This window comes from Pseudomonas sp. W4I3, from assembly GCF_030816195.1.
In the GTDB taxonomy this organism is placed as follows: domain Bacteria; phylum Pseudomonadota; class Gammaproteobacteria; order Pseudomonadales; family Pseudomonadaceae; genus Aquipseudomonas.
Genome location: NZ_JAUSXS010000001.1, coordinates 5,911,503 through 5,933,487 on the forward strand (window position 1 = coordinate 5,911,503; position 21,985 = coordinate 5,933,487).

19 protein-coding genes and 2 pseudogenes are annotated in these 21,985 nt (G+C 62.0%); 6 read left to right on the plus strand and 15 right to left on the minus strand.

All coding sequences use genetic code 11. The features are described 5' to 3' along the window. Window positions 1–5 precede the first annotated feature (5 nt). Window positions 6–1,529 carry an apolipoprotein N-acyltransferase gene (gene lnt, locus QF045_RS26930; protein ID WP_306494753.1) on the plus strand — a complete coding sequence of 508 codons (1,524 nt, stop codon included), beginning with the start codon at window positions 6–8 and terminating at the stop codon, window positions 1,527–1,529. A 215-nt stretch (window positions 1,530–1,744) separates the two neighbouring features. On the opposite strand, the gene QF045_RS26935 is transcribed toward lnt, so the two are convergent. Both QF045_RS26935 and QF045_RS26940 read right to left on the minus strand, forming a co-directional pair. After that, window positions 1,745–2,506, minus strand: coding sequence for a YdcF family protein (locus QF045_RS26935; RefSeq protein ID WP_306494754.1), 762 nt, complete (start codon window positions 2,504–2,506; stop codon window positions 1,745–1,747). A gap of 93 nt (window positions 2,507–2,599) precedes the next feature. Then, complete coding sequence (locus QF045_RS26940) at window positions 2,600–2,917, minus strand: hypothetical protein (protein WP_306494755.1); 318 nt, start codon at window positions 2,915–2,917, stop codon at window positions 2,600–2,602. A gap of 260 nt (window positions 2,918–3,177) precedes the next feature. Between QF045_RS26940 and leuS the strand changes: the two genes are divergently transcribed. The 5 genes from leuS (at window position 3,178) to QF045_RS26965 (ending at window position 9,323) form a co-directional block, all read left to right on the plus strand. Continuing rightward, window positions 3,178–5,784 (plus strand): leucine--tRNA ligase, encoded by a 2,607-nt coding sequence (leuS, locus tag QF045_RS26945; protein ID WP_306494756.1) that lies wholly within the window; start codon window positions 3,178–3,180, stop codon window positions 5,782–5,784. Window positions 5,785–5,873: 89 nt separating this feature from the next. After that, window positions 5,874–6,479, plus strand: a complete 606-nt coding sequence (gene lptE, locus QF045_RS26950) for an LPS assembly lipoprotein LptE (RefSeq protein WP_306494757.1) — start codon at window positions 5,874–5,876, stop codon at window positions 6,477–6,479. Between the two features lie 39 nt (window positions 6,480–6,518). Continuing rightward, entirely contained in the window at window positions 6,519–7,556 is a 1,038-nt protein-coding gene (gene holA / locus QF045_RS26955; protein ID WP_124388338.1) for a DNA polymerase III subunit delta, read from the plus strand. A gap of 214 nt (window positions 7,557–7,770) precedes the next feature. Then, window positions 7,771–7,935, plus strand: a complete 165-nt coding sequence (arfA, locus tag QF045_RS26960; protein ID WP_003176285.1) for an alternative ribosome rescue factor ArfA — start codon at window positions 7,771–7,773, stop codon at window positions 7,933–7,935. 62 nt (window positions 7,936–7,997) lie between these two features. Next, on the plus strand, window positions 7,998–9,323 hold the full coding sequence (locus QF045_RS26965; RefSeq protein WP_306494758.1) for a lytic murein transglycosylase: 1,326 nt from the start codon (window positions 7,998–8,000) through the stop codon (window positions 9,321–9,323). A gap of 141 nt (window positions 9,324–9,464) precedes the next feature. Here QF045_RS26965 and QF045_RS26970 read toward each other — a convergent pair whose 3' ends face one another. The 13 genes and pseudogenes from QF045_RS26970 to QF045_RS27030 form a co-directional block, all read right to left on the minus strand. Then, window positions 9,465–10,385, minus strand: a complete 921-nt coding sequence (locus QF045_RS26970; protein ID WP_306494759.1) for an LD-carboxypeptidase — start codon at window positions 10,383–10,385, stop codon at window positions 9,465–9,467. Between the two features lie 131 nt (window positions 10,386–10,516). Next, window positions 10,517–11,464 carry a lipoyl synthase gene (gene lipA / locus QF045_RS26975; protein ID WP_306494760.1) on the minus strand — a complete coding sequence of 316 codons (948 nt, stop codon included), beginning with the start codon at window positions 11,462–11,464 and terminating at the stop codon, window positions 10,517–10,519. Window positions 11,465–11,544: 80 nt separating this feature from the next. After that, entirely contained in the window at window positions 11,545–12,192 is a 648-nt protein-coding gene (gene lipB, locus QF045_RS26980; protein ID WP_306494761.1) for a lipoyl(octanoyl) transferase LipB, read from the minus strand. Beyond that, window positions 12,192–12,473, minus strand: a complete 282-nt coding sequence (locus QF045_RS26985) for a DUF493 domain-containing protein (protein ID WP_124388344.1) — start codon at window positions 12,471–12,473, stop codon at window positions 12,192–12,194. Before QF045_RS26985 ends, lipB begins: the two co-directional genes overlap by 1 nt. An 84-nt stretch (window positions 12,474–12,557) precedes the next feature. After that, window positions 12,558–13,715 (minus strand): D-alanyl-D-alanine carboxypeptidase family protein, encoded by a 1,158-nt coding sequence (locus QF045_RS26990; protein ID WP_124388345.1) that lies wholly within the window; start codon window positions 13,713–13,715, stop codon window positions 12,558–12,560. A 183-nt stretch (window positions 13,716–13,898) separates the two neighbouring features. After that, window positions 13,899–14,903: a septal ring lytic transglycosylase RlpA family protein gene (locus QF045_RS26995; RefSeq protein ID WP_306494762.1), complete on the minus strand. Its 1,005-nt coding sequence runs from the start codon at window positions 14,901–14,903 to the stop codon at window positions 13,899–13,901. Beyond that, window positions 14,903–15,914, minus strand: a pseudogene (gene mltB / locus QF045_RS27000) (lytic murein transglycosylase B). Before mltB ends, QF045_RS26995 begins: the two are co-directional and overlap by 1 nt. 17 nt (window positions 15,915–15,931) lie before the next feature. Continuing rightward, window positions 15,932–17,036, minus strand: a pseudogene (gene rodA, locus QF045_RS27005) (rod shape-determining protein RodA). Between the two features lie 31 nt (window positions 17,037–17,067). Further along, window positions 17,068–18,966: a penicillin-binding protein 2 gene (gene mrdA, locus QF045_RS27010; RefSeq protein ID WP_306494763.1), complete on the minus strand. Its 1,899-nt coding sequence runs from the start codon at window positions 18,964–18,966 to the stop codon at window positions 17,068–17,070. 15 nt (window positions 18,967–18,981) lie between these two features. Further along, on the minus strand, window positions 18,982–19,449 hold the full coding sequence (rlmH, locus tag QF045_RS27015) for a 23S rRNA (pseudouridine(1915)-N(3))-methyltransferase RlmH (protein WP_003176297.1): 468 nt from the start codon (window positions 19,447–19,449) through the stop codon (window positions 18,982–18,984). Between the two features lie 9 nt (window positions 19,450–19,458). Continuing rightward, window positions 19,459–19,953 (minus strand): ribosome silencing factor, encoded by a 495-nt coding sequence (rsfS, locus tag QF045_RS27020; RefSeq protein ID WP_003176298.1) that lies wholly within the window; start codon window positions 19,951–19,953, stop codon window positions 19,459–19,461. A gap of 69 nt (window positions 19,954–20,022) precedes the next feature. After that, window positions 20,023–20,667: a nicotinate-nucleotide adenylyltransferase gene (gene nadD / locus QF045_RS27025; RefSeq protein ID WP_306494764.1), complete on the minus strand. Its 645-nt coding sequence runs from the start codon at window positions 20,665–20,667 to the stop codon at window positions 20,023–20,025. After that, a complete protein-coding gene (locus QF045_RS27030; RefSeq protein ID WP_306494765.1) occupies window positions 20,667–21,932 on the minus strand; it encodes a glutamate-5-semialdehyde dehydrogenase in 1,266 nt (421 codons plus the stop codon). The genes nadD and QF045_RS27030 overlap by 1 nt, the downstream gene beginning before the upstream one ends. Between the last annotated feature and the right edge of the window lie 53 nt (window positions 21,933–21,985).

A 21,985-nucleotide genomic window follows, 5' to 3' on the forward strand; every position in this document is an offset into this window, starting at 1 on the left:
CTGACATGCGCCGTATGATTGCACCCGGCTGGCCCGGTAACTTGCTGGCCGTGGTGGCCGGCGCCATTACCACCCTGGCGCTGGCGCCGTTTGACATCTGGCCGCTGGCGCTGGTGGCGGTTGGTGTGTTCTATATCGGCCTGCGTGAGCTGACACCCCGTCAGGCCCTGGGCCGCGGCTGGTGTTTCGGATTTGGCCTGTTTGGCGCGGGCACCAGCTGGATCTACTACAGCATCCACCACTTCGGCGGCGCTTCGGTGCTGCTGGCGGGTTTCTTGATGCTGTTGTTCACCGCCGCCATCGCCTGGTTCTTCGCCCTGCCCGCCTGGCTGTGGGCGCGCTGGCTGCGCCGCAATGAAGCACCGCTGGCCGATGCGCTCACCTTCGCAGCGCTGTGGGTCGGCCAGGAAGCGTTTCGTGGCTGGTTCCTCACCGGCTTTCCGTGGTTGTACTCCGGCTACAGTCAACTCGACGGCCCGCTCAGCGGTCTCGCCCCCCTGGGCGGGATGTGGCTGATTTCGTTCGCCCTGGCGCTGACGGCCGCCGTGCTGTGCAATCTGCCGCGCCTGTTGGCAAGCAAGCGCAACAGCTTCATCGCCGCAGGCTTAGTGCTGCTCGTTGCGCCCTGGGCCATTGGCCTGGCGCTCAAGCATCACGCCTGGACCTCGCCTTCCGGCCCGCCGCTGAGCGTGGCCGCCATTCAAGGCAACGTCGAACAGAGCATGAAGTGGGACCCGGATCAGCTCAATGCGCAGTTGGCGCTGTACCGCGACATGAGCTTGAGCTCCAAGCGCGTCGACTTGCTGGTGTGGCCGGAAACCGCCGTACCGGTGCTCAAGGAGTCGGTCGAAGGTTATCTGGGCATGATGGGCAAGTTCGCCGCCGGCCGTAATACCGCGCTGATCACCGGGGTACCGATTCGTCAGGAGGTGCGCCATGAAAAGCGTTACTTCAATGGCATCACCGTGGTTGGCGAAGGTGACGGCACCTACCTCAAGCAAAAGCTGGTGCCCTTCGGTGAGTACGTGCCCTTGCAGGATATGTTGCGCGGGTTGATCGCCTTCTTCGACCTGCCGATGTCAGACTTCGCCCGCGGCCCTTCAGACCAGCCGATGCTCCAGGCCAAGGGGTATCAGATTGCGCCGTTCATCTGCTATGAAGTGGTGTACCCGGAGTTCGCCGCCGGCCTGTCGGCCCAGAGCGACCTGCTGCTTACGATCAGCAACGATACGTGGTTCGGCCGCTCCATCGGCCCGCTGCAGCATCTGCAGATGGCGCAGATGCGTGCGCTGGAAGCCGGCCGCTGGATGATCCGCGCCACCAACAACGGCGTGACCGGCCTGATCAACCCGTTTGGGCAGATCACCGCACAGATCCCGCAGTTCGAGCGCGGCATTCTCTACGGTGACGTGGTACCGATGCACAACCTCACGCCCTACCTGCAATGGCGGTCGTGGCCGTTGATCATCGTGTGCGTGCTGTTGTTCGGCTGGGCGCTGCTGGCGGCCCGAATGGCCAAAACGGTCTAACAGATCAAACACAAAACCACTGTGGGAGGGGGCTTGCCCCCGAGCTTTTTGTAGGAGCGAGCTTGCTCGCGAAGCACTCATGACCCCCCGCGTTTATCCAGAATGAGCGCGTTGCCTGGGCATTTTTCGCGAGCAAGCTCGCTCCTACAATGAATCACTTTCGCTTAACTGACTGGAATTAGGGGCAACCCCCTCCCACATTTTGTAGCTCGGCGCTATTTGTAGAACAACCGATACCCCACCTGCCCCACCGCCTCGTTGATCAATTGCCCGCTCTGCCACACCGACTTGACCTCCGGCATCCAGCCGCCCAGTGGACGCGCATTGTCCACGCCCAGGAAACCCACCGGCGCTGGCACCACGGTAAAGCCGGCCTTCTCGAAGCTCCACACCGAACGCGGCATGTGCCAGGCCTGGGTCACTACCACCACGCGCTTGATGCCCTGCGGCAATAGAATCTCGGCACTCATCTGCGCATTTTCCCAGGTAGTGCGGCTGCGCTCTTCCTTCCAGCGCACGCTCACGCCGAAATCATTCTGCATCGACATGGCCATCAGCTCTGCTTCGCTGGGCGGTGTGCCGTAGTGCAAGCCACCGGTGGTCAACACCGGCAAGCCGGAGGCCTTGGCCAGACGCGCCGCGAAACGCTGGCGCTCCAAGCCGATGCCGGTGGGTTGATCACTGCCCCACGCAATATCGCCGCGTTCGCGACCGGAGCCGAGCACCACAATCGCATCGGCGCGCTGGGCCAGCGTCGCCCAGTCATCACGGGCCAGGGGCGGCACGGTTTCCAAGGCGTGCGCGCCCCACTGCACCATCACCGGCAGGCTGATCAACCACATCCCGCCCAACCCCAAGGCAAAGCAACACCCCGCCAGCCTTGGACGACTGCGGCGAAACCACCAGGCAAGCGCCAGCAGCAGCAAGAAAATACCGGGAGGCAACAACAATTGTTTAATGAAATAACGAAAAGGCATCGGGCATCTCCAAAGATGCCCGAAGCCTAGATGCAACGGGGTTCAGCAACAATCCTTACCAGCACATTTTGCAAAGTAGCGGATAACGCGGGGTCACTTGCACCGTACGGACCGGAACCTATCCGCGCCGCGACCGGCCGCCAAGTCCTTCAGCCAGAAGACGTTGGCCGAACCAGAAGACGCCTGGACTGGCGGGGAGGCCTGCCCATGAGAGGCACGTGGGTGACGCAACGCCAGGTAGTTCTTGATCAGTTCAAGCTCCGCCTGGCTCAAGCCTCGCAACTCCAGCTCCAGAGGCCGTTCACCACGCAATCGGCCTGCGGTTCTTGCGGCATCCAATGCCCGACCCAAACGGTCGATCAGTCCTTCATATAACTGCGGTTTCGTTAAAGTTCGCTGCGATTCAGCCATCCCCTCACCTCATTGAAGAAATACTTGCTCCCCAATAAACAGCGTAGCCCCCGTGGCTGCGCCTGCCCGATGCCGCGACAGACGGCCTGGCTCGCGCAATCAGGGTTTCCCTCGATAGAGTGGGGTCATGTATGCTACGGCGCTTCCTGTAACTCCACTTCCCGCAGGGTTTGGGCACGCACGCGCCGCTTCTGGTGTCGAACAACCCGGACAATGCACCGAAGAGGAATAGGCCACCCTTATTCAGTTCAAAAGTAGCCATGCACGAACAATATCAGCCCCGTGAAATAGAAAATGCCGCACAAACCTTCTGGGACGAGCAGAAGTCCTTTGAAGTCAGCGAACAGCCAGGCAAGGAGACTTACTATTGCCTATCGATGTTCCCTTACCCCAGCGGCAAGCTACACATGGGGCACGTGCGTAACTACACCATCGGCGATGTGATCTCCCGCTACCAGCGCATGCTCGGCAAGAACGTCCTGCAACCCATGGGTTGGGACGCTTTCGGCATGCCGGCGGAAAACGCCGCGATGAAAAACAACGTGGCCCCCGCCAAGTGGACCTACGAAAACATCGCCTACATGAAGACCCAGCTGCGCAGCCTGGGCCTGGCGGTGGACTGGTCCCGCGAAGTGACCACCTGCAAGCCGGACTACTACCGCTGGGAACAATGGCTGTTCACTCGCCTGTTCGAAAAAGGCGTGATCTACAAGAAAAGCGGCACCGTGAACTGGGACCCGGTCGACCAGACCGTACTGGCCAACGAGCAGGTCATCGACGGTCGCGGCTGGCGCTCGGGCGCGTTGATCGAAAAGCGCGAAATCCCGATGTACTACTTCAAGATCACTGCCTACGCGGATGAACTCTTGTCGAGCCTCGACGACTTGCCGGGCTGGCCTGAACAGGTCAAGACCATGCAGCGCAACTGGATCGGCAAATCCAAGGGCATGGAAGTGCAGTTCCCGTACAACGTCGACTCGATCGGCGAAGCGGGCGCACTCAAGGTGTTCACCACCCGCCCCGACACCCTGATGGGCGCCACTTACGTCGCCGTGGCCGCCGAGCACCCGCTGGCCACCCAGGCCGCACAGAACAACCCTGAGCTGCAGGCGTTCATCGCTGAATGCAAAGGCGGCAGCGTGGCTGAAGCCGACGTCGCGACCCAGGAGAAAAAAGGCCTGCCGACCGGCCTGTTCGTCGAGCACCCGCTGACTGGCGAGAAGCTGCCGGTCTGGGTCGCCAACTACGTGCTGATGCACTACGGCGACGGCGCGGTCATGGCCGTACCGGCCCACGACGAACGCGATTTCGAATTCGCCACCCAATACGGCTTGCCAATCAAGTCCGTGGTTCGCACCAGCTCGGGCGAGACCAACCCGGCCCCATGGCAGGATGCCTACGGCGAACACGGCACCCTGATCAACTCCGGCGAGTTCGACGGCCTGGACTTCCAGGGCGCGTTCGACGCCATCGAAGTCGCGCTGATCAAGAAAAACCTCGGCGCCTCGCGCACCCAGTTCCGCCTGCGCGACTGGGGCATCAGCCGCCAGCGCTACTGGGGCTGCCCGATCCCGATCATCCACTGCCAAAGCTGTGGCGACGTGCCCGTGCCGGAAGACCAACTGCCGGTGGTGCTGCCCGAAGACGTGGTGCCGGATGGCGCCGGTTCGCCACTGGCACGCATGCCCGAGTTCTACGAGTGCAGTTGCCCGAAATGCGGCCAGCCTGCAAAGCGTGAAACCGACACCATGGACACCTTCGTCGAGTCCTCGTGGTATTACGCCCGTTACGCCTCGCCGCACTATGAAGGTGGCCTGGTCGAAAAATCCGCGGCCGACCATTGGTTGCCGGTGGACCAGTACATCGGCGGCATCGAACACGCCATCCTGCACCTGCTGTACGCGCGCTTCTTCCACAAGCTGATGCGTGACGAAGGCCTGGTCAGCTCCGACGAGCCGTTCAAGAACCTTCTGACCCAGGGCATGGTGATCGCCGATACCTACTATCGCCGCGAAGCCAATGGCGCCTACACCTGGTTCAACCCGGCGGACGTCGAGCTCGAACGCGACAGCAAAGCCAAGGTCATCAGCGCCAAGCTCAAGTCCGACGGCCTGCCGGTGGAAATCGGCGGCACCGAGAAGATGGCCAAGTCCAAGAACAACGGCGTCGACCCGCAATCGATGATCGATCAGTTCGGCGCCGACACTTGCCGCCTGTTCATGATGTTCGCCTCGCCGCCCGACATGAGCGCCGAATGGTCCGACTCCGGCGTCGAGGGCTCGCACCGCTTCCTCAAGCGCGTCTGGCGCCTGGCCCATGCCCACGTCAGCCAGGGCGTGCCGGGCACGCTGGATGTCGCGGCCTTGAACGATGAGCAGAAAGCCGTTCGTCGCAGCATTCACCTGGCTATCCGCCAGGCCAGCCAAGACGTAGGGCAGAACCACAAGTTCAACACCGCCATCGCCCAGGTGATGACGCTGATGAACGTGCTGGAGAAAGCCGCGCAGACCACCGAACAGGATCGCGCGTTGATCCAGGAAGGCCTGGAAACGGTTACCCTGCTGCTGGCGCCGATCACGCCGCACATCAGCCACGAATTGTGGGCCCGCCTGGGCCACAGCGGTGCCGTCATCGATGCCCGCTGGCCGGTGCAGGATGACAGCGCGCTGGTACAGGACACGCTGCAACTGGTGATTCAGGTCAATGGCAAGTTGCGCGGCCAGATCGACATGCCGGCCAGCGCCAGCCGTGAAGAAGTCGAAGCGGCTGCACGCTGCAACGAGAACGTGCTGCGCTTTACCGAAGGCCTGACGATCCGCAAAGTGATCGTAGTGCCCGGAAAACTGGTCAATATCGTCGCCAGCTAAATTGGATCGGGCGCAGGGCTTGAGCCCTGCGCCGAACTAAACCTTCAGGGCCTCGATAAGGCCCGCCTGGTTTCAAGGGGAGCAACAACATGATCAAACGCAATCTGCTGGTAATGGGCCTGGCCGTTCTGTTGAGCGCTTGCGGCTTCCAGCTGCGCGGCACCGGCACCAACGAACTGTCGCTCAAGGAACTCGACGTCAGCGCACGCAACGCCTACGGCGAAACCGTCACGCAACTGCGCCAGGCCCTGGAAAACAGCGGTGTGCGCGTCTATACCGGCGCCACCTACAAACTGGACCTGGTCGATGAGCGCGAAACCCAGCGCAACATCAGCTACGCCAGTGCCGGCCGTGCCTCGGACGTCGAGTTGACCACCACCGTCAACTTCGAAGTACAAGGCCGCGACCACCTGCCGCTGATGGGTGACAAGATCCAGGTCCAGAAAGTCGTGAGCCACGACGGCAACAACCTGGTGGGTTCGGACTCCGAAACCCTTCAGGTGCGCAAGGAAATGCGTCGTGAGCTGGTCCAGCGCATGATGACTCGCCTGCAACTGCTGACTCCGGAAAAACTGGCCGAGCTGCAGCAGGTTGCCGACAACAAGGCCAAGGCTGACGCCGATGCCCTGAAAGCCGCGCAAGAGTACGAAGACAACACGCCGAAACAGTCGCCTGTTGAAGTGCCTGTCGAGTAAGCCAGACGGGGCGCCCAAGGCGCCCCGTTCGCCCTGCCTATGAAACTCGCTCCCGCCCAACTCGCCAAACACCTGCAAGGTGGTCTCGCGCCTGTCTACATTGTCAGCGGCGATGACCCGTTGCTGTGCCAGGAAGCCGCCGATGCCATTCGCACCGCGGCGCGCCAGCAAGGTTTCGACGAACGCCAGGTATTCAGTGCCGACGCCAGTTTCGACTGGGGAACGTTGCTGCAAGCCGGCGCGAGCATGTCGCTGTTCGCCGAAAAACGCCTGCTGGAACTGCGCCTGCCCTCGGGCAAGCCCGGCGACAAAGGCGCGGCAGCGTTGATGGAATATTGCTCGCGCCCGGCTGAAGACACGGTGCTGCTGGTCAGCCTGCCCAAGCTTGACGGCAGCGCGCAGAAAACCAAATGGGGCAAGGCGCTGGTGGAAGGCCCACAGACCCAGTTCATTCAGATCTGGCCGGTGGACAGCAGCCAATTGCCGCAGTGGATTCGCCAGCGCCTGTCACAGTCTGGATTGTCGGCTACACAGGATGCCGTCGAGCTGATCGCCGCCAGGGTCGAGGGCAACCTGCTTGCTGCCGCCCAGGAGATCGAAAAGCTCAAGCTGATGGCCGAAGACGGGCAGATCACCGTCGAAACCGTGCAAGGCGCGGTGGCTGACAGTGCGCGTTTCGATGTGTTCGGCCTGGTGGACGCGATCCTCAACGGCGAACCCGCCCACGCCCTGCGCATGCTCGAAGGGCTGCGCGGTGAGGGTGTGGAACCGCCGGTGATTCTCTGGGCCCTGGCCCGGGAACTGCGGGTGCTGGCTAACATTGCGCTGCAATACAGCCAGGGCACGCCACTGGACAAATGCTTCAGCCAGGCCCGGCCACCGGTGTGGGACAAGCGCAAGCCCCTGATGAGCAAGGCCCTGCAACGGCACTCGGCGCAACGCTGGGCGCAACTGTTGCTGGAAGCGCAGCGCATCGACGCACAGATCAAAGGCCAGGCGGCCGGTTCGCCCTGGATGAGCCTGAGCCGCTTGTCACTGTTGATGGCCGGCCAGCGCCTGACGTTGCCTGCCGAATAACCCCTCTTTCAGCAACACTGCGGAACAATGTGGGAGGGGGCTTGCTTGCCCCCGATGGCAGTGTGTCAGTCACCTGATTTATTGACTGTTACACCGCTATCGGGAGCAAGCCCCCTCCCACATTTTGATTGTGTTTACAATTCTCGGGCTTTACAGCGCCGCTATATAGGCAGATTATTTTCGCCGCTCCACCCACCCAAACGAGAGACCCACCATGAGCAAAAAGCCATCCAAGCATGGCCCGAACAAGGCCAAATCCATCATCGCCCAGCCACTGTTCCGCAGCCGTCAGGAACGCGCCGGCAAGGGCAAAGGCAGCTACCGCCGCGAAGCCTTCCAGTCTAATAGCTGGGAGGCTTCTTACTTTCTGGCTGCCTGAAGGCAAGCGCCCCTCTGGCATGATAAGGTCTGTACTTGATTTGTAACCCCCTGGACCTGTGCATGCCCTCTCGTCTTTCCCGTCATTGGCACCTTCGCCAATTGATCGCTGCCTCCAGCCTCATTCTGCTTGTCGCCTGCGCGGAAAAACCCACCGCCGCGGACGCTCAACCCCTGCCCACGCTCAAGACTGCACCGGCCGTTGCGCCTGCCGTCGTTGCGCCGTTGGCGGTGGACAACCTGAACATCCAACCGACCCAGACCTTTGCCGAATGGCAGGCGGGTTTCCGTGCGCAAGCCCTGCAAGCCGGGATCACGGCTGACGTCTTCGATAACGCCTTCGCCGGCGTTACCCCGGACATGGCGGTAATTCGCGCCGACCGCAGCCAGCCGGAGTTTTCCCGCCCGGTGTGGGAATACATCGACGGCGCGCTGTCGCCGCTGCGCGTGCGTAATGGGCAGGCCTTGCTGGTCAAGTACGCCGATATCCTGCAGCGCATCGAAGAGCGTTACGGCGTTGATCGCCAGGCACTCGTCTCGGTGTGGGGCATGGAGAGCAACTTCGGCCAGTTCCAGGGCAATAACTCGGTGATCCGCTCCCTCGCGACCCTAGCCTATGAAGGCCGCCGCCCGGCGTTCGCGCAGGCACAGTTGCTGGCGGCGCTGCAGATCATCCAGCACGGCGATATCCAGGCCGACCAGATGAAAGGCTCCTGGGCCGGCGCAATGGGCCAGACCCAGTTCATCCCTACCACCTATAACACCCACGCCGTGGATTTCGACGGCGACGGTCGCCGCGATATCTGGAACAGCCCGGCTGACGCCCTCGCCTCCACCGCCCATTACCTGCAAAGTTCCGGCTGGCAGAAAGGCCAGCCGTGGGGCGTTGAGGTGCAGCCGCTGCCTTCAGGCTTCGACTATTCCCTGGCCGACGGCGGCATCCGCAAGACCGTCGCCGAATGGCTGAAACTGGGCATCCAGTTGCCGCCCGGCGCGAGCCTGCCTGCCAATGTCGAGCAACTGTCCGCCGCCCTGCTATTGCCGGCCGGCTACCGTGGCCCGGCGTTCCTGGTCCTGGATAACTTTCGTGCGATCCTGAAGTACAACAATTCGTCGTCGTACGCGCTGGCCGTTGGCCTGCTGTCGGAGCGGTTCGGTGGCGGTGGTGTGATTCGCGGGAGCTGGCCGAAGGACGAGCTGCCGCTGAGCCGCTCGCAACGTATCGATCTGCAGACGGCGCTGAGTGCCAAGGGCTACGACGCGGGCAACGCTGACGGGATCATCGGCGCCAATACGCGCAAAGCGATTCGAGCGGCGCAGCAAGCGCTGGGCTGGCCGGCGGATGGGTATCCGACGGTGAAGTTGTTGGAGTCACTGCAAGGTCGCTAAATCTGCTTAAAGCAACTACCGCTATCGGGGGCAAGTCGAATCGTCGCACCGCCCCTCCCACATTTGGAATGCAATCGACTGTGGGAGGGGCGGTGCGACGATTCGACTTGCCCCCGATGCGGTTGAGCAGCCGCTAAAAAATCAGCGGTTGAACACCACATCCTGCTCCAACACCACCTGCTGCTCCCCCGCATCCAGGCGCACCAACGCGCCCATCGGCAACGTCAGGTTCGGATCGCAATGCCCACTGCGCCAGCCGGACAGCACCGGAATGCACAGCGGTTCGAAGGTCTGCTTCAACAGTCGCTCGAGTCCCGCCTGATCCACACCGGCCACATCCCCCACCAACACACCCGCAACCTGATCGAGCTTGCCTGCCAGGCGCAGGTGCGTCAGCAAACGGTCGATGCGATAGAGCGGCTCGTTGACGTCCTCGATAAACAGAATGATGCCGTCAGCGTCGATTTCGTAAGCAGTTCCCATCACCGCCGCGATCATCGACAGGTTGCCGCCCAGCAGGCGCCCGCAGGCGATGCCTGGCTCAATGGTGGTCAATGGGTAGGCCACCGGGTGCGTCAGCAGGCTGCCGGCGCCAAGCTGGCCGCGCAATAGGCTGAACAGGGAGGACTCGGTAGGTTGCTGCTTGCCACCGAGCAAGTCGGCATTGAGCATCGGCCCGTGGAAAGTGACGAAGCCCGCGTAGCGGTTGATCGCCAGGTGCAAGGCGGTGATGTCGCTGTAGCCCACAAGGGGCTTGGGGTGCGCGCGCAACAGGTCGAAATCCAGTGCGTCGAGCAGACGTGGCGTACCGTAGCCGCCGCGCAGGCAGAAAATGGCGTCGATGCCAGGGTCGGCGAAGGCGGCATGCAGGTCGTTGAGGCGTACTTGATCGCTGCCCGCCAGGTAGCCGTCGCGCTCATATACACCGGGAAAAATGCGCAAATCGTAACCACGGGCGCGCATCCACTGCCCGGCTTTTTCAACATCCAGCGCGGCAGGGCCGGCGGGGGCGATCAGGCCGATGGTGCCTTCGCGGCGCAAAGCGGGTACAGGGGCATTCATCCATGGTCTCCCTAATGACGCGGAACGAAATGTGGGAGGGGGCTTGCTCCCGATAGCGCTGGATCAGCCAGTACATCCCGTGACTGACACACCGCAATCGGGGGCAAGCCCCCTCCCACATTGGATCTGTGTTACGAAACCAGGCTTGCCTTGACCAGCTTGGCCTGTTCGTCGGCATGGTACGAAGAGCGCACCAACGGGCCGGAGGCGACGTTCTTGAAGCCCATCTTGTAACCTTCCTCGGCGAACCAGGCGAAGGTGTCCGGGTGCACGAAGCGCTGCACCGGCAAGTGGCTACGGGACGGTTGCAGGTACTGGCCCAGGGTCAGCATATCGATGTCGTGTTCGCGCATGCGCTTCATGACTTCAATGACTTCTTCGTCGGTTTCGCCCAGGCCCAGCATCAAGCCGGATTTGGTCGGAATGTGCGGCATCATCTGCTTGAACTTCTGCAGCAGGGTCAGCGACCACTGGTAGTCCGAACCCGGACGCGCAGCCTTGTACAGGCGCGGAACGGTTTCCAGGTTGTGGTTGAACACATCCGGTGGCTCGGCGGCGGTGATTTCCAGCGCTACATCCATGCGGCCACGGTAGTCGGGCACCAGGGTTTCGAGCATCACGTTCGGCGACAGCTTGCGGATTTCGCGGATGCAGTCGGCAAAGTGCTGGGCACCGCCGTCACGCAAGTCGTCACGGTCCACCGAAGTGATCACCACGTACTTGAGTTTCAGGTCGGCAATGGCGATGGCCAGGCTTTCTGGCTCATTGACGTCCAGCGGCTTCGGACGGCCGTGGCCCACGTCGCAGAACGGGCAACGACGGGTGCAAATGTCGCCCATGATCATGAAGGTGGCGGTGCCGCCGGAGAAGCATTCACCCAGGTTCGGGCACGATGCCTCTTCGCACACGCTGTGCAACTTGTGTTTGCGCAGCAGGGCCTTGATACGGTCGACTTCCGGCGAGACCGGGATGCGCACGCGAATCCAGTCAGGCTTTTTCGGCAGTTCGGTGGTCGGGATGATCTTGACCGGGATGCGTGCAACCTTCTCGGCGCCGCGCAGCTTGACGCCGGCTTCCACCTTGGCACGCGGGGGCCGGGGCTGGACGCTCGGTAACGTCCAGCGTCGGGATCATGGTTTGCACAACATCAGTAGTCATATCAATCGATTCCGCCCGTCAGGGTCGTCTGCTCAGCATAGTCGAGGTGTTTGACGAGCTGCGCGCGCAGCCGGGCACTTACCTCGGCAAATTCTATGGGTGTTGCATGATCGCTCAACTGGGTCATCGCAAGCCCCGCATAGCCACACGGGTTGATCCGCCGAAACGGCGCCAAGTCCATGTCCACATTCAGGGCCAGGCCATGAAAGGAACAACCGTGACGAATGCGCAGCCCCAGGGAGGCGATTTTCGCGCCATCCACGTACACACCCGGTGCATCGGGCTTGGCCGCAGCGGTCACGCCGTAGCTGGCCAGCAGCTCGATCAGGCACGCCTCCATGCGGCTTACCAAGTCACGCACGCCAAACCCCAGCTTGCGCACATCCAGCAACAGGTAAGCCACCAGTTGGCCAGGCCCATGGTAAGTCACTTGACCCCCTCGGTCGACCTGCACCACCGGAATATCACCCGGAAGTAGCAGATGCTCGGCCTTGCCGGCCTGCCCCTGGGTGAATACCGGCGGGTGTTCGACCAGCCAGATTTCATCCGGTGCCGAGCTACCGCGCTCGTTGGTAAAGCGCTGCATGGCGTGCCAGACCGGCTCGTAAGCCATCCGGCCGAGCTCGCGAAAGCCCAGGACCTCTGACATCACAACACCATGTGCACGAAGCCGGTGGCCCGCAGTTCGCTGTTGATGTTGTAGAGCTGGTCTTGATCAATCGCAATGATGTGCAACTGGATCGTGGTGTATTTGCCGGTCGAGCTGGAACGCTCATCCACGCGCTCATCGTTGATCGTTGCGTGTTTACGCACGATCTCAATGATCAAGTCTTTACGGCCGACACCGGTATCACTGATTACCTTGATGGGATAATCCGTCACCGGGAATTCGATCTTTGGCGCCTTCACTTCTACTTCTTTATCGGTCATGGCAGAACAGCCTCGTAAGCGCTAAGCCGTGGCGACGGCAAAGCCCCGCGCTGGATCAACGCGGGGCTTTGCAGGTGCACACAATCAGTTGAACAAGCCGTAGAAGAATAGACGGATGCTATCCCACACGCGGCGGAAGATACCACCTTCGTCGACAGCGTCCAGTGCGATCAGGTCAGCGCTGTGCACGACTTTGTCGTCCAGCTTCACTTCAACCTTACCGATCACGTCACCCTTGGCGATTGGCGCAACCAATTGCGGGTTCAGGGTCATGCTGGCAGCGAGCTTTTTCAGCTGGCCTTTAGGCATGGTCAGGGTCAAGTCGTCAGCCAGGCCGGCCTTGACCTGCGAGGTCGCGCCCTTCCAGACCGGCGCAGTCGCCAGCTCAGCACCCTTCTGGTAGAAGGTCTGGGTTTCGAAGAAGCGGAAGCCGTAGGTCAGCAGCTTTTGCGTTTCGGCCGCACGGGCCTGCTCGCTGTTGGTGCCGAAGACCACAGCGATCAGGCGCTGGCCATCACGTACCGCGGACGACACCATGCAGTAGCCGGCTTCGTCGGTGTGGCCGGTTTTCAGGCCGTCGACGGTCTTGTCGCGCCACAGCAACAGGTTGCGGTTAGGCTGCTTGATGTTGTTCCAGAAGAATTCCTTCTGGGAGTAGATAGCGTAGTGCACCGGGTCGACGCGGATGATTGCGCGGGCCAGGATCGCCATGTCGTGAGCCGACGAGTAATGCTCCGGGTTCGGCAGGCCGGTCGGGTTCATGAAGTGGCTGTTGGTCATGCCCAGATCGCCAGCCGTCTTGTTCATCATGTCGGCGAACGCGTCTTCGCTGCCGGCGATGTGCTCGGCCAGGGCCACGCTGGCGTCGTTACCGGACTGGATGATGATGCCGTGCAGCAGGTCACTGACGGTGACTTGCGAGCCGACCTTGATGAACATCCGCGAACCGCCGGTACGCCAGGCGTTTTCGCTGACGGTGACCGGATCGTTTTCACCGATCTGGCCGCGACGGATTTCCAGGGTCGCGATGTAGGCAGTCATCAGCTTGGTCAGGCTGGCAGGCGGCAGACGCACGTCACCGCCGTTCTCCACCAGCACGTTGCCACTGGCGGCATCCATGAGGACCCAGGCCTTGGCGGCCAGTTGCGGGGAAGCCGGCACCATCTCAACCGCCCAGGCGGCCGGGGTGATGATCAGCGAGATAAGCAGGCACGTACGTTTGGCTAAGGTGGTGATGTTCATCCGTCTCTCGAAATTGCTTATGGAAACTTGCCCTCGCGGGCAAAACTATTCAGACAGCCCGCTTCCAGACTGTCACGTGTTCGGTTGCCCGCTCACCCCTTGCCCCTGGGTTTTTATTGTTCAACGAGCCAACAACCAGGGCCCTGGCACGCGCACGCGCCTGAACCTTCAATTCTTTATTGCTTATTCCGCAGTGACTACGCTGGGCGACCCCAGGTTGGCCAGGCGCACGCTGTTCTGCACTTGCGCAACCTCACCCGGCGAACCGATCGGCCCCATGCGCACGCGGTGCAGGGTTTGCTGGTTACGCACGATGGAGCTGATAAACACTGGCGCGCTGACCATGCCGCTGAGCTTGGACCTTAACAGTTCTGCCGCATCCGGGTTGGCGAAAGCGCCCACTTGCAGGTACTGCCCGCCTACGGTGGAGGCACCAGGCGCGGCATGGGGCACGACAACCGTGTCCGGCGCATGCTGCGCGGGCGGCGGCGTCCATTGTTCGATCTTGCCGGTCGACGCCGTCACTTGCGGTTGCGGTGTGGCGGGCTCGTTGAGCATCAACGGCGCCGGCTTGCCACGCTGGGCCCAGTACTGCGCCGGGTCGATGCCTTCGACCTTGACCCGCGCGGTACCGATTTCGGCGTAACCGAGCTTCTTCGCGGCGGCATAGGACAAATCGATGATCCGGTCCGAATAGAACGGCCCACGGTCATTGACCCGCAGAATCACCGTGCGGTTGTTGTCCAGGTTGGTCACGCGAACATAGCTGGGCAGCGGCAGGGTCTTGTGGGCCGCGCTCATGCCGTACAGGTCATACACTTCGCCGTTGGCGGTGTTCTGGCCGTGGAACTTGGTGCCGTACCAGGACGCCGTGCCCGACTGCACGTAGGTCTTGGATTCCTGCAGCGGGAAGTAATTCTTACCCAGCACGGTATACGGGTTGGCCTTGTAGGGGCCGGTGTGCAAGGTTGGCGTGGCGTCGGGAATCTTCGACACATCCACATCCCACCACGGCGCGCCGTCTTTGTGCGCACGGTTGATGTCCAGCCCTGGCTGGGCACGGACCACGGCACCGCCGGCCTTCTTGGCCGGCGCACGGTTCGGCGTCGTGGAGCAGCTGGCGATCAACAAGGACAACGCGGTGAACGCCACCAACTTGAGCGGTTTTTTGAACGGCGATACCCGCATTACTTGTTGCCCCGTGCTTGAACCAGCTCGTCTGACAGCTGATGCACGGCCATGGCGTACATCACACTGCGGTTATAACGCGTGATTGCGTAGAAATTCTTCAGGCCCATCCAGTATTCAGGGCCATTTTCGCCTTCGAGACGGAACGCCGTTACCGGCATATCATCGCGTGGCGCATTCTGACTCGACCAGCCCAGCGCTCGCAACTCCCCGACGGTCTTCACCGGGTCGATACCCTGGGTCAGGCCTTCATCGGCGCGTTCGCCCGTCACATCGGCGCGAATCACCACCGGTTCGCCGGTAACCCAGCCGTGGCGCTTGAAGTAGCTGGCCACGCTGCCGATGGCGTCGTCCGGGTTGCTCCAGATGTTGATATGCCCGTCGCCGTCGAAATCCACGGCGTAGGCGCGAAAGCTGCTCGGCATGAACTGCGGCAAGCCCATCGCACCGGCGTAGGAGCCTTTGAGGGTCAGCGGGTCGACCTGCTCTTCGCGGGCCAGTAACAAGAATTCGCGCAGCTCCTTGCGGAAGAACTCGGCGCGCGGTGGGTAATCGAAGCCCAGGGTCGACAAGGGCGTCGATCACCCGGTAACTGCCGGTATTGCGCCCGTAGAAGGTTTCGATGCCGATGATCGCGACAATCACCTGGGCCGGCACGCCGTATTCCTGTTCGGCGCGGGCGAGTACCGCCTCATGCTGGCGCCAAAAGTCCACACCCCGCGCCACGCGAGCGTCGGTGAGGAACATCGGGCGATATTCCTTCCACTGCTTCACACGTTCGGCGGGGCGCGAGATGGCGTCGAGGATGGCCTGCTTTTTCTGGGCTTCGCGAAACACGCCCATCAACTGCTCACCGGCGAAACCGTAGTCGCGGGTCATCTCACCGACAAATTCGGCAACCTGAGGTGAACCATCGTAGTCACCGGCCTGCACCTCCTGCGTCGCGCCCAGCAGCCCAATCAGGCCCATCCAGGACGCATGCCGAGTTGCCCAGCCGCGCATTACTTGCATTGACATCTTCACCTTATTCAAACCTGTGCGATCCATTTGCGATGCGTATGAATCGACATCAAAACCCCCAAACGCTGACAGCAATGTCACCAGCGAAGTTCCGCCGTAGCTAATGAATGGCAACGGCACGCCCACCACCGGCAGCAGGCCACTGACCATACCGATGTTGACGAAAACATAAACAAAAAAAGTCATGGTCAGACTGCCGGCCAGCAACTTGCCGAACAGCGTCTGCGCCTGCGCGGTAATCACCAGCCCGCGTCCGATCAACAGCAGATAGATCAGCAGCAGCGCGCAAATGCCTACCAGGCCGAACTCCTCGCCCATCACCGCAATAATGAAGTCGGTGTGGCTTTCCGGCAAAAAGTCCAGGTGCGATTGGGTGCCCAGCAGCCAGCCCTTGCCGAACACGCCGCCGGAACCGATAGCGGCCTTCGACTGGATGATGTTCCAGCCAGTGCCCAACGGGTCGCTCTCTGGGTCGAGGAACGTCAAGATCCGTTGTTTTTGATAGTCGTGCATAAAGAAGAACCACATGGCCACGGCCACCGGCACGGCAGCGGCCAGCACGCTGAGAATCCAGCGCCAGCGCAAGCCCCCCATGAACAGCACGAACGCGCCGCCCGCCAGGATCAGCAACGACGTGCCGAGGTCGGGCTGGCGTACGATAAGAATGAACGGCACGCCGATCAGCAACAAACTGATGGCCACGTGCTTGAGCTGGGGCGGCAACGTGCGCTTGGACAGGTACCAGGCGATGGTGGCCGGCATGAGGATCTTCATGAATTCCGACGGCTGGAAGCGAATCACCCCGGGGATGTTGATCCAGCGGGTTGCGCCCATGGCGTTGTGGCCCATTACGTCCACCACCACCAGCAGCAATACCCCGGCGACATAACCGAGCGGTACCCAGCGCGCCATGAAGCGCGGCTCGAGCTGGGCGATCACCACCATCGACAACAGGCCCAGGCCGAATGACGACGCTTGCTTGATCAGCAGGTCCCAGTTCTTGCCGCTGGCCGAATACAGCACGAACAGACTGCCGGCCGCCAATATCAGCAGCAGCACCAGCAGCGGGCCATCAATGTGCATGCGTTGCAGCAACGTCGCACGGCGACGCATCACATCCTCACTGGAGAGGATGCGGTCAAAATTACTCTTCACGGGCCGTAACCTCGGGGCTTGAAGGGGGGCCGCCATATTCGGGCTTGAGCCTGCCATCGGCGGCCAGCAGCCAGGCGTCCATCACTTGGCGCACCACCGGGGCCGCGACGCCGGAGCCGGACTCACCGTTCTCCACCATCACCGCCACCACGATTTTCGGGTCATCGGCGGGGGCAAAACCGACGAACAAGGCGTGGTCGCGGTGGCGCTCCTGAACCTTGGAGCGGTCGTATTTTTCACCTTGCTTGATCGCGACCACCTGGGCGGTACCGCTTTTGCCGGCGATGCGGTACTGCGCACCGACCGCCGCCTTGCGTGCGGTGCCTCGGGCGCCGTGCATGACCTGCTGCATACCGTGATTGACCTTGGCCCAGTCGGAAGCGTCACGCAGGACGATGTCGGGAATCGGGTTCTCATCCACCGGCTTCTCGCCTTCGATGGTCCTGGCCAGGTGCGGGCGGTTCCACACGCCCTTGTTCGCCACCAGCGCAGTGGCCTGGGCCAGTTGCAACGGGGTGGCCTGCATATAACCCTGGCCAATGCCGAGAATCAGGGTTTCACCGGGGAACCACGCCTGGCGACGCGTCGCCCGCTTCCACTCGCGTGAAGGCATCAGGCCTGGGGACTCTTCGAACATGTCCAAGGAGACTTTCTGACCGAGGCCGAACTTGCCCATGTAGGCCGACAAGCGATCGATCCCCAGCTTGTGGGCCAGGTCATAAAAATAGGTGTCGTTGGAGCGCATGATTGCGGTATCCAGGTCGACATAGCCGTCACCGGTGCGGTTCCAGTTACGGTATTTGTGATCGTAGTTGGGCAGCATGTAGTAGCCGGGGTCATAGACCCGGCTCGACGCGGTGACCACACCCGAATCCAGGCCGGCAATCGCCACCGCTGGCTTGATGGTCGAACCCGGCGGATACAGACCGCGCAATACGCGGTTGAACAGCGGCCGGTCGATGGAGTCGCGCAACTCGGCGTAGGCCTTGAAGCTGATGCCCGTCACAAACAGGTTGGGGTCGAAACTCGGCTGGCTGACCATCGCCAGCACTTCGCCCGTCTTCGGGTCCAGCGCCACCACCGCACCGCGACGACCGCCCAGGGCCATTTCGGCGGCTTCCTGCAACTTGATGTCCAGGCTCAGCACAATGTCCTTGCCCGGCAAAGGATCGGTACGCTTGAGCACGCGCAATACGCGGCCACGGGCGTTGGTCTCGACCTCTTCGTACCCCACCTGACCATGCAGTTCGGGCTCGTAGAAGCGCTCGATGCCGGTTTTGCCAATGTGGTGAGTGCCGCTGTAATTGACCGGATCGAGGGTTTTCAGCTCTTTCTCGTTGATACGCCCCATATAGCCGACCGAGTGGGCAAAGTGCGCACCCTGCGGGTAGTGGCGCACCAACTGCGCCACCACCTCCACGCCCGGCAGGCGGAACTGGTTCACCGCGATCCGGGCGATCTGTTCTTCGTTCAGCTCGAACAGGATCGGCACCGGCTCGAAAGGCCGGCGCCCCTGCTTCATGCGCTTCTCGAAAATCACCCGGTCTTCCGGCGTGAGCTGCAGCACCTCGACAATCACATCGAGGACCTGCTGCCAGTCGCCGGAACGCTCGCGGGTCATGCTCAGGCTGAAGCTGGGCCGGTTATCCGCCACCACCACGCCATTACGGTCGAAAATCAGCCCACGGGTCGGCGGGATCGGCTGCACATGCACCCGATTGTTTTCCGACAAGGTGGAGTGATACTCGTACTGGATCACCTGCAAGTAATACAGGCGCGCGATCAGCACCCCAATCAGCGCCACCACCATGATCGCGCCAAACACCACGCGCGCCCGTACAAGACGTGCGTCTTTCTCGTGGTCCTTGATGCGGATCGGCTGGGTCATCGGGAATGGCGCAGATTATTTGTGGTAAGGGTGCCCGGACAGAACTGTCCAGGCGCGATACAGCTGTTCACCGATCAGAATCCTTACCAACGGGTGCGGTAGCGTGAGTGCCGACAGCGACCAGCGCTGATCGGCCCGCGCACAGACTTCCGGCGCCAGACCCTCGGGACCGCCGACCATGAAGTTGACGGTGCGCGAATCCAGGCGCCAGCGGTCCAGTTCCACCGCCAACTGCTCGGTGCTCCAAGGCTTGCCGTGCACTTCAAGGGTGACGATGCGCTCGTTGGGGCCGACCTTGGCCAACATGGCTTCGCCTTCCTGACGGATAAAGCGCGCCACGTCGGCATTCTTGCCCCGGGTATTGAGCGGTATTTCCACCAGCTCAAGCGACAGCTCAGCAGGCAGACGCTTGGCATACTCGTGCCAGCCTTCTTCCACCCACTTGGGCATGCGTGAACCGACAGCGATCAGACGCAGGCGCACAGCCGTTCCTTATTCCTGGTCTTTGTTGAGCTTGTCGAAGTGCGCGTGGCCCACTTCCGGGCTGTGGTGCTTGCCATCGGCGGCACGGCTCTGCTCGGCGCCTTTCCACAGACGCTCCAGGTCATAGAACTGGCGAGCGTTGGAGGTCATCATGTGAACGATCACGTCGTCCATGTCCAGCAGCACCCAGTCGCTGTCGCCCTTGCCTTCTTCACCCAGTGGCTTCACGCCCTGGGCTTTGACCGCTTCGCGAACCTTGTCCAGCATCGCGCCGATCTGGCGGTTGGAGGTACCGGTGGCGATGATCATGAAGTCGGTGATGCTCTGCTTGTCGCGCACGTCCAGCACCTGGATGTCCTGGGCTTTTACGTCTTCCAGGGCAGCCACGGCGACTTTCACCAGCTCTTCGCCAGCCAGTTCCGGGCCAACGTGGGCTTCTACCGGCAGCGGCGCGCTTTTGAAGGTGCCTTTGCGCTTAACTTTGCTTACGTCTTTGTTCGTCATATAAAACTCGTTTTGCTCGTATGTTCGGGCGCTCGCTGCACGACGGTGCGTAGCGACAAGCGCGCCTTTTCAGTTCGACGCACGGTAAAGCCCGTGCGCATCGATGTAGGCCAGGACCGCGTCAGGCACCAGGAAACGTACCGACTTACCGCTGGCCAGCAGTTGACGGATCTGGGTGGCGGACACCGCAAGCGGGGTCTGCCAGACGAATGCAATATTCCCGTTTGGCCCGGTCAGGGCCAAGGGGTCACTTACCGACCGCGCGGCCAGCAGGTTGCGCAAGGCATCCGGCGGTTCGCTGTCGGCATCCGGGCGTTGCAAAACCAGGATGTGGCAATGCTGGAGGAGTTCCTCCCAGCGGTGCCAAGAGGGCAGGCCGCAAAATGCGTCCCAGCCCAAAAGCAGAAACAATTGGTCATCGGCGGCCAACTCGGCGCGCATCAGTTCCAGGGTGTCGACAGTGTAGGACGGTTTATCGCGCTTGAGTTCGCGATCGTCCACCACCAGCGGTGTTATCCCTTCCACGGCAACGCGCACCATTTCCAGGCGCTGCTGCGCTGAAACCTGCGGCGTATCGCGATGGGGCGGCCGGAAATTGGGCATCAGGCGCAACTCGTCCAATGCCAGGGCATCCGCGACTTCCAGGGCGCTGCGCAAATGGCCGATGTGCACGGGGTCGAAAGTACCGCCGAGCAACCCGATGCGTTTACCCATCAAGTGCGCACATGACCGTCGCCGAACACCACGTACTTCTCGCTGGTCAGGCCTTCCAGGCCAACCGGGCCGCGTGCATGGAGCTTATCGGTGGAGATGCCGATTTCCGCCCCCAGGCCGTACTCGAAGCCATCGGCAAAGCGTGTCGAGGCGTTGATCATGACCGACGCGGAATCCACTTCAGTCAGGAAACGCCGGGCATCGCTGAAATGCTCGGAGACGATGGCGTCGGTGTGCTTGGAACCGTATTTATTGATGTGCTCGATGGCCTGATCCAGGTCGTCGACCATGCGGATCGACAGGATCGGCGCCGTGTACTCGGTGTACCAATCCTCTTCGGTCGCCTCGATCACGTCCGCGCCCAGCAACGCACGGGTACGCTCGCAACCGCGCAGCTCCACGCCCTTGTCGCGGTAGATGGCAGCCAGCGGCGGCAGCACGCGCTCGGCGATGCCGGCGTGCACCAACAGGGTCTCCATGGTGTTGCACGGCGCGTAGCGGTGGGTCTTGGCGTTGTCGGCGATGCGGATCGCCTTGTCGAGGTCGGCGGCAATGTCGATGTAGACATGGCACACGCCGTCCAGGTGCTTGATGACCGGCACCTTGGCGTCGCGGCTGACGCGCTCGATCAGGCTCTTGCCACCGCGCGGTACGATCACGTCGACGAATTCAGGCATGGTAATCAACGCGCCAACGGCCGCACGGTCAGTGGTTTCCACCACTTGCACCACCTCGGCCGGCAACTCGGCCACGGCCAGGCCCTGCTGAATGCAGGTGGCGATGGCACGGTTGGAATTGATCGCCTCGGAACCGCCACGCAGGATGGTGGCATTGCCCGACTTGAGGCACAGGCTTGCGGCGTCGATGGTCACGTTTGGGCGCGACTCATAGATGATGCCGATCACGCCCAGGGGCACGCGCATCTTGCCAACCTGGATGCCGGACGGCAGGTAACGCATATCGCGGATTTCACCGATGGGGTCAGGCAGCTTGGCCACCTGACGCAGGCCTTCGATCATGTCGTCGATACGCGCCGGGGTCAGCGCCAGGCGATCCAGCAGAGCTGGCTCAAGCCCATTGGCGCGGCCGTTGGCCAGGTCCTGTTCGTTGGCGGCGGCGAGCCCTGCGCGCGAAGCATCCAGAGCGTCGGCGGCGGCCAACAGCGCTCGGTTCTTCTGCGCGGTACTCGCACGGGCGATCAACCGCGAGGCCTGACGGGCAGCGCGACCCAGGCGGGTCATGTAGTCAAGGACGGACTCAGTCATGGTCAGGGCGTCTTGGCAAAGAGGAAAGCGGCAGATTATAGCCGTGACGCCGC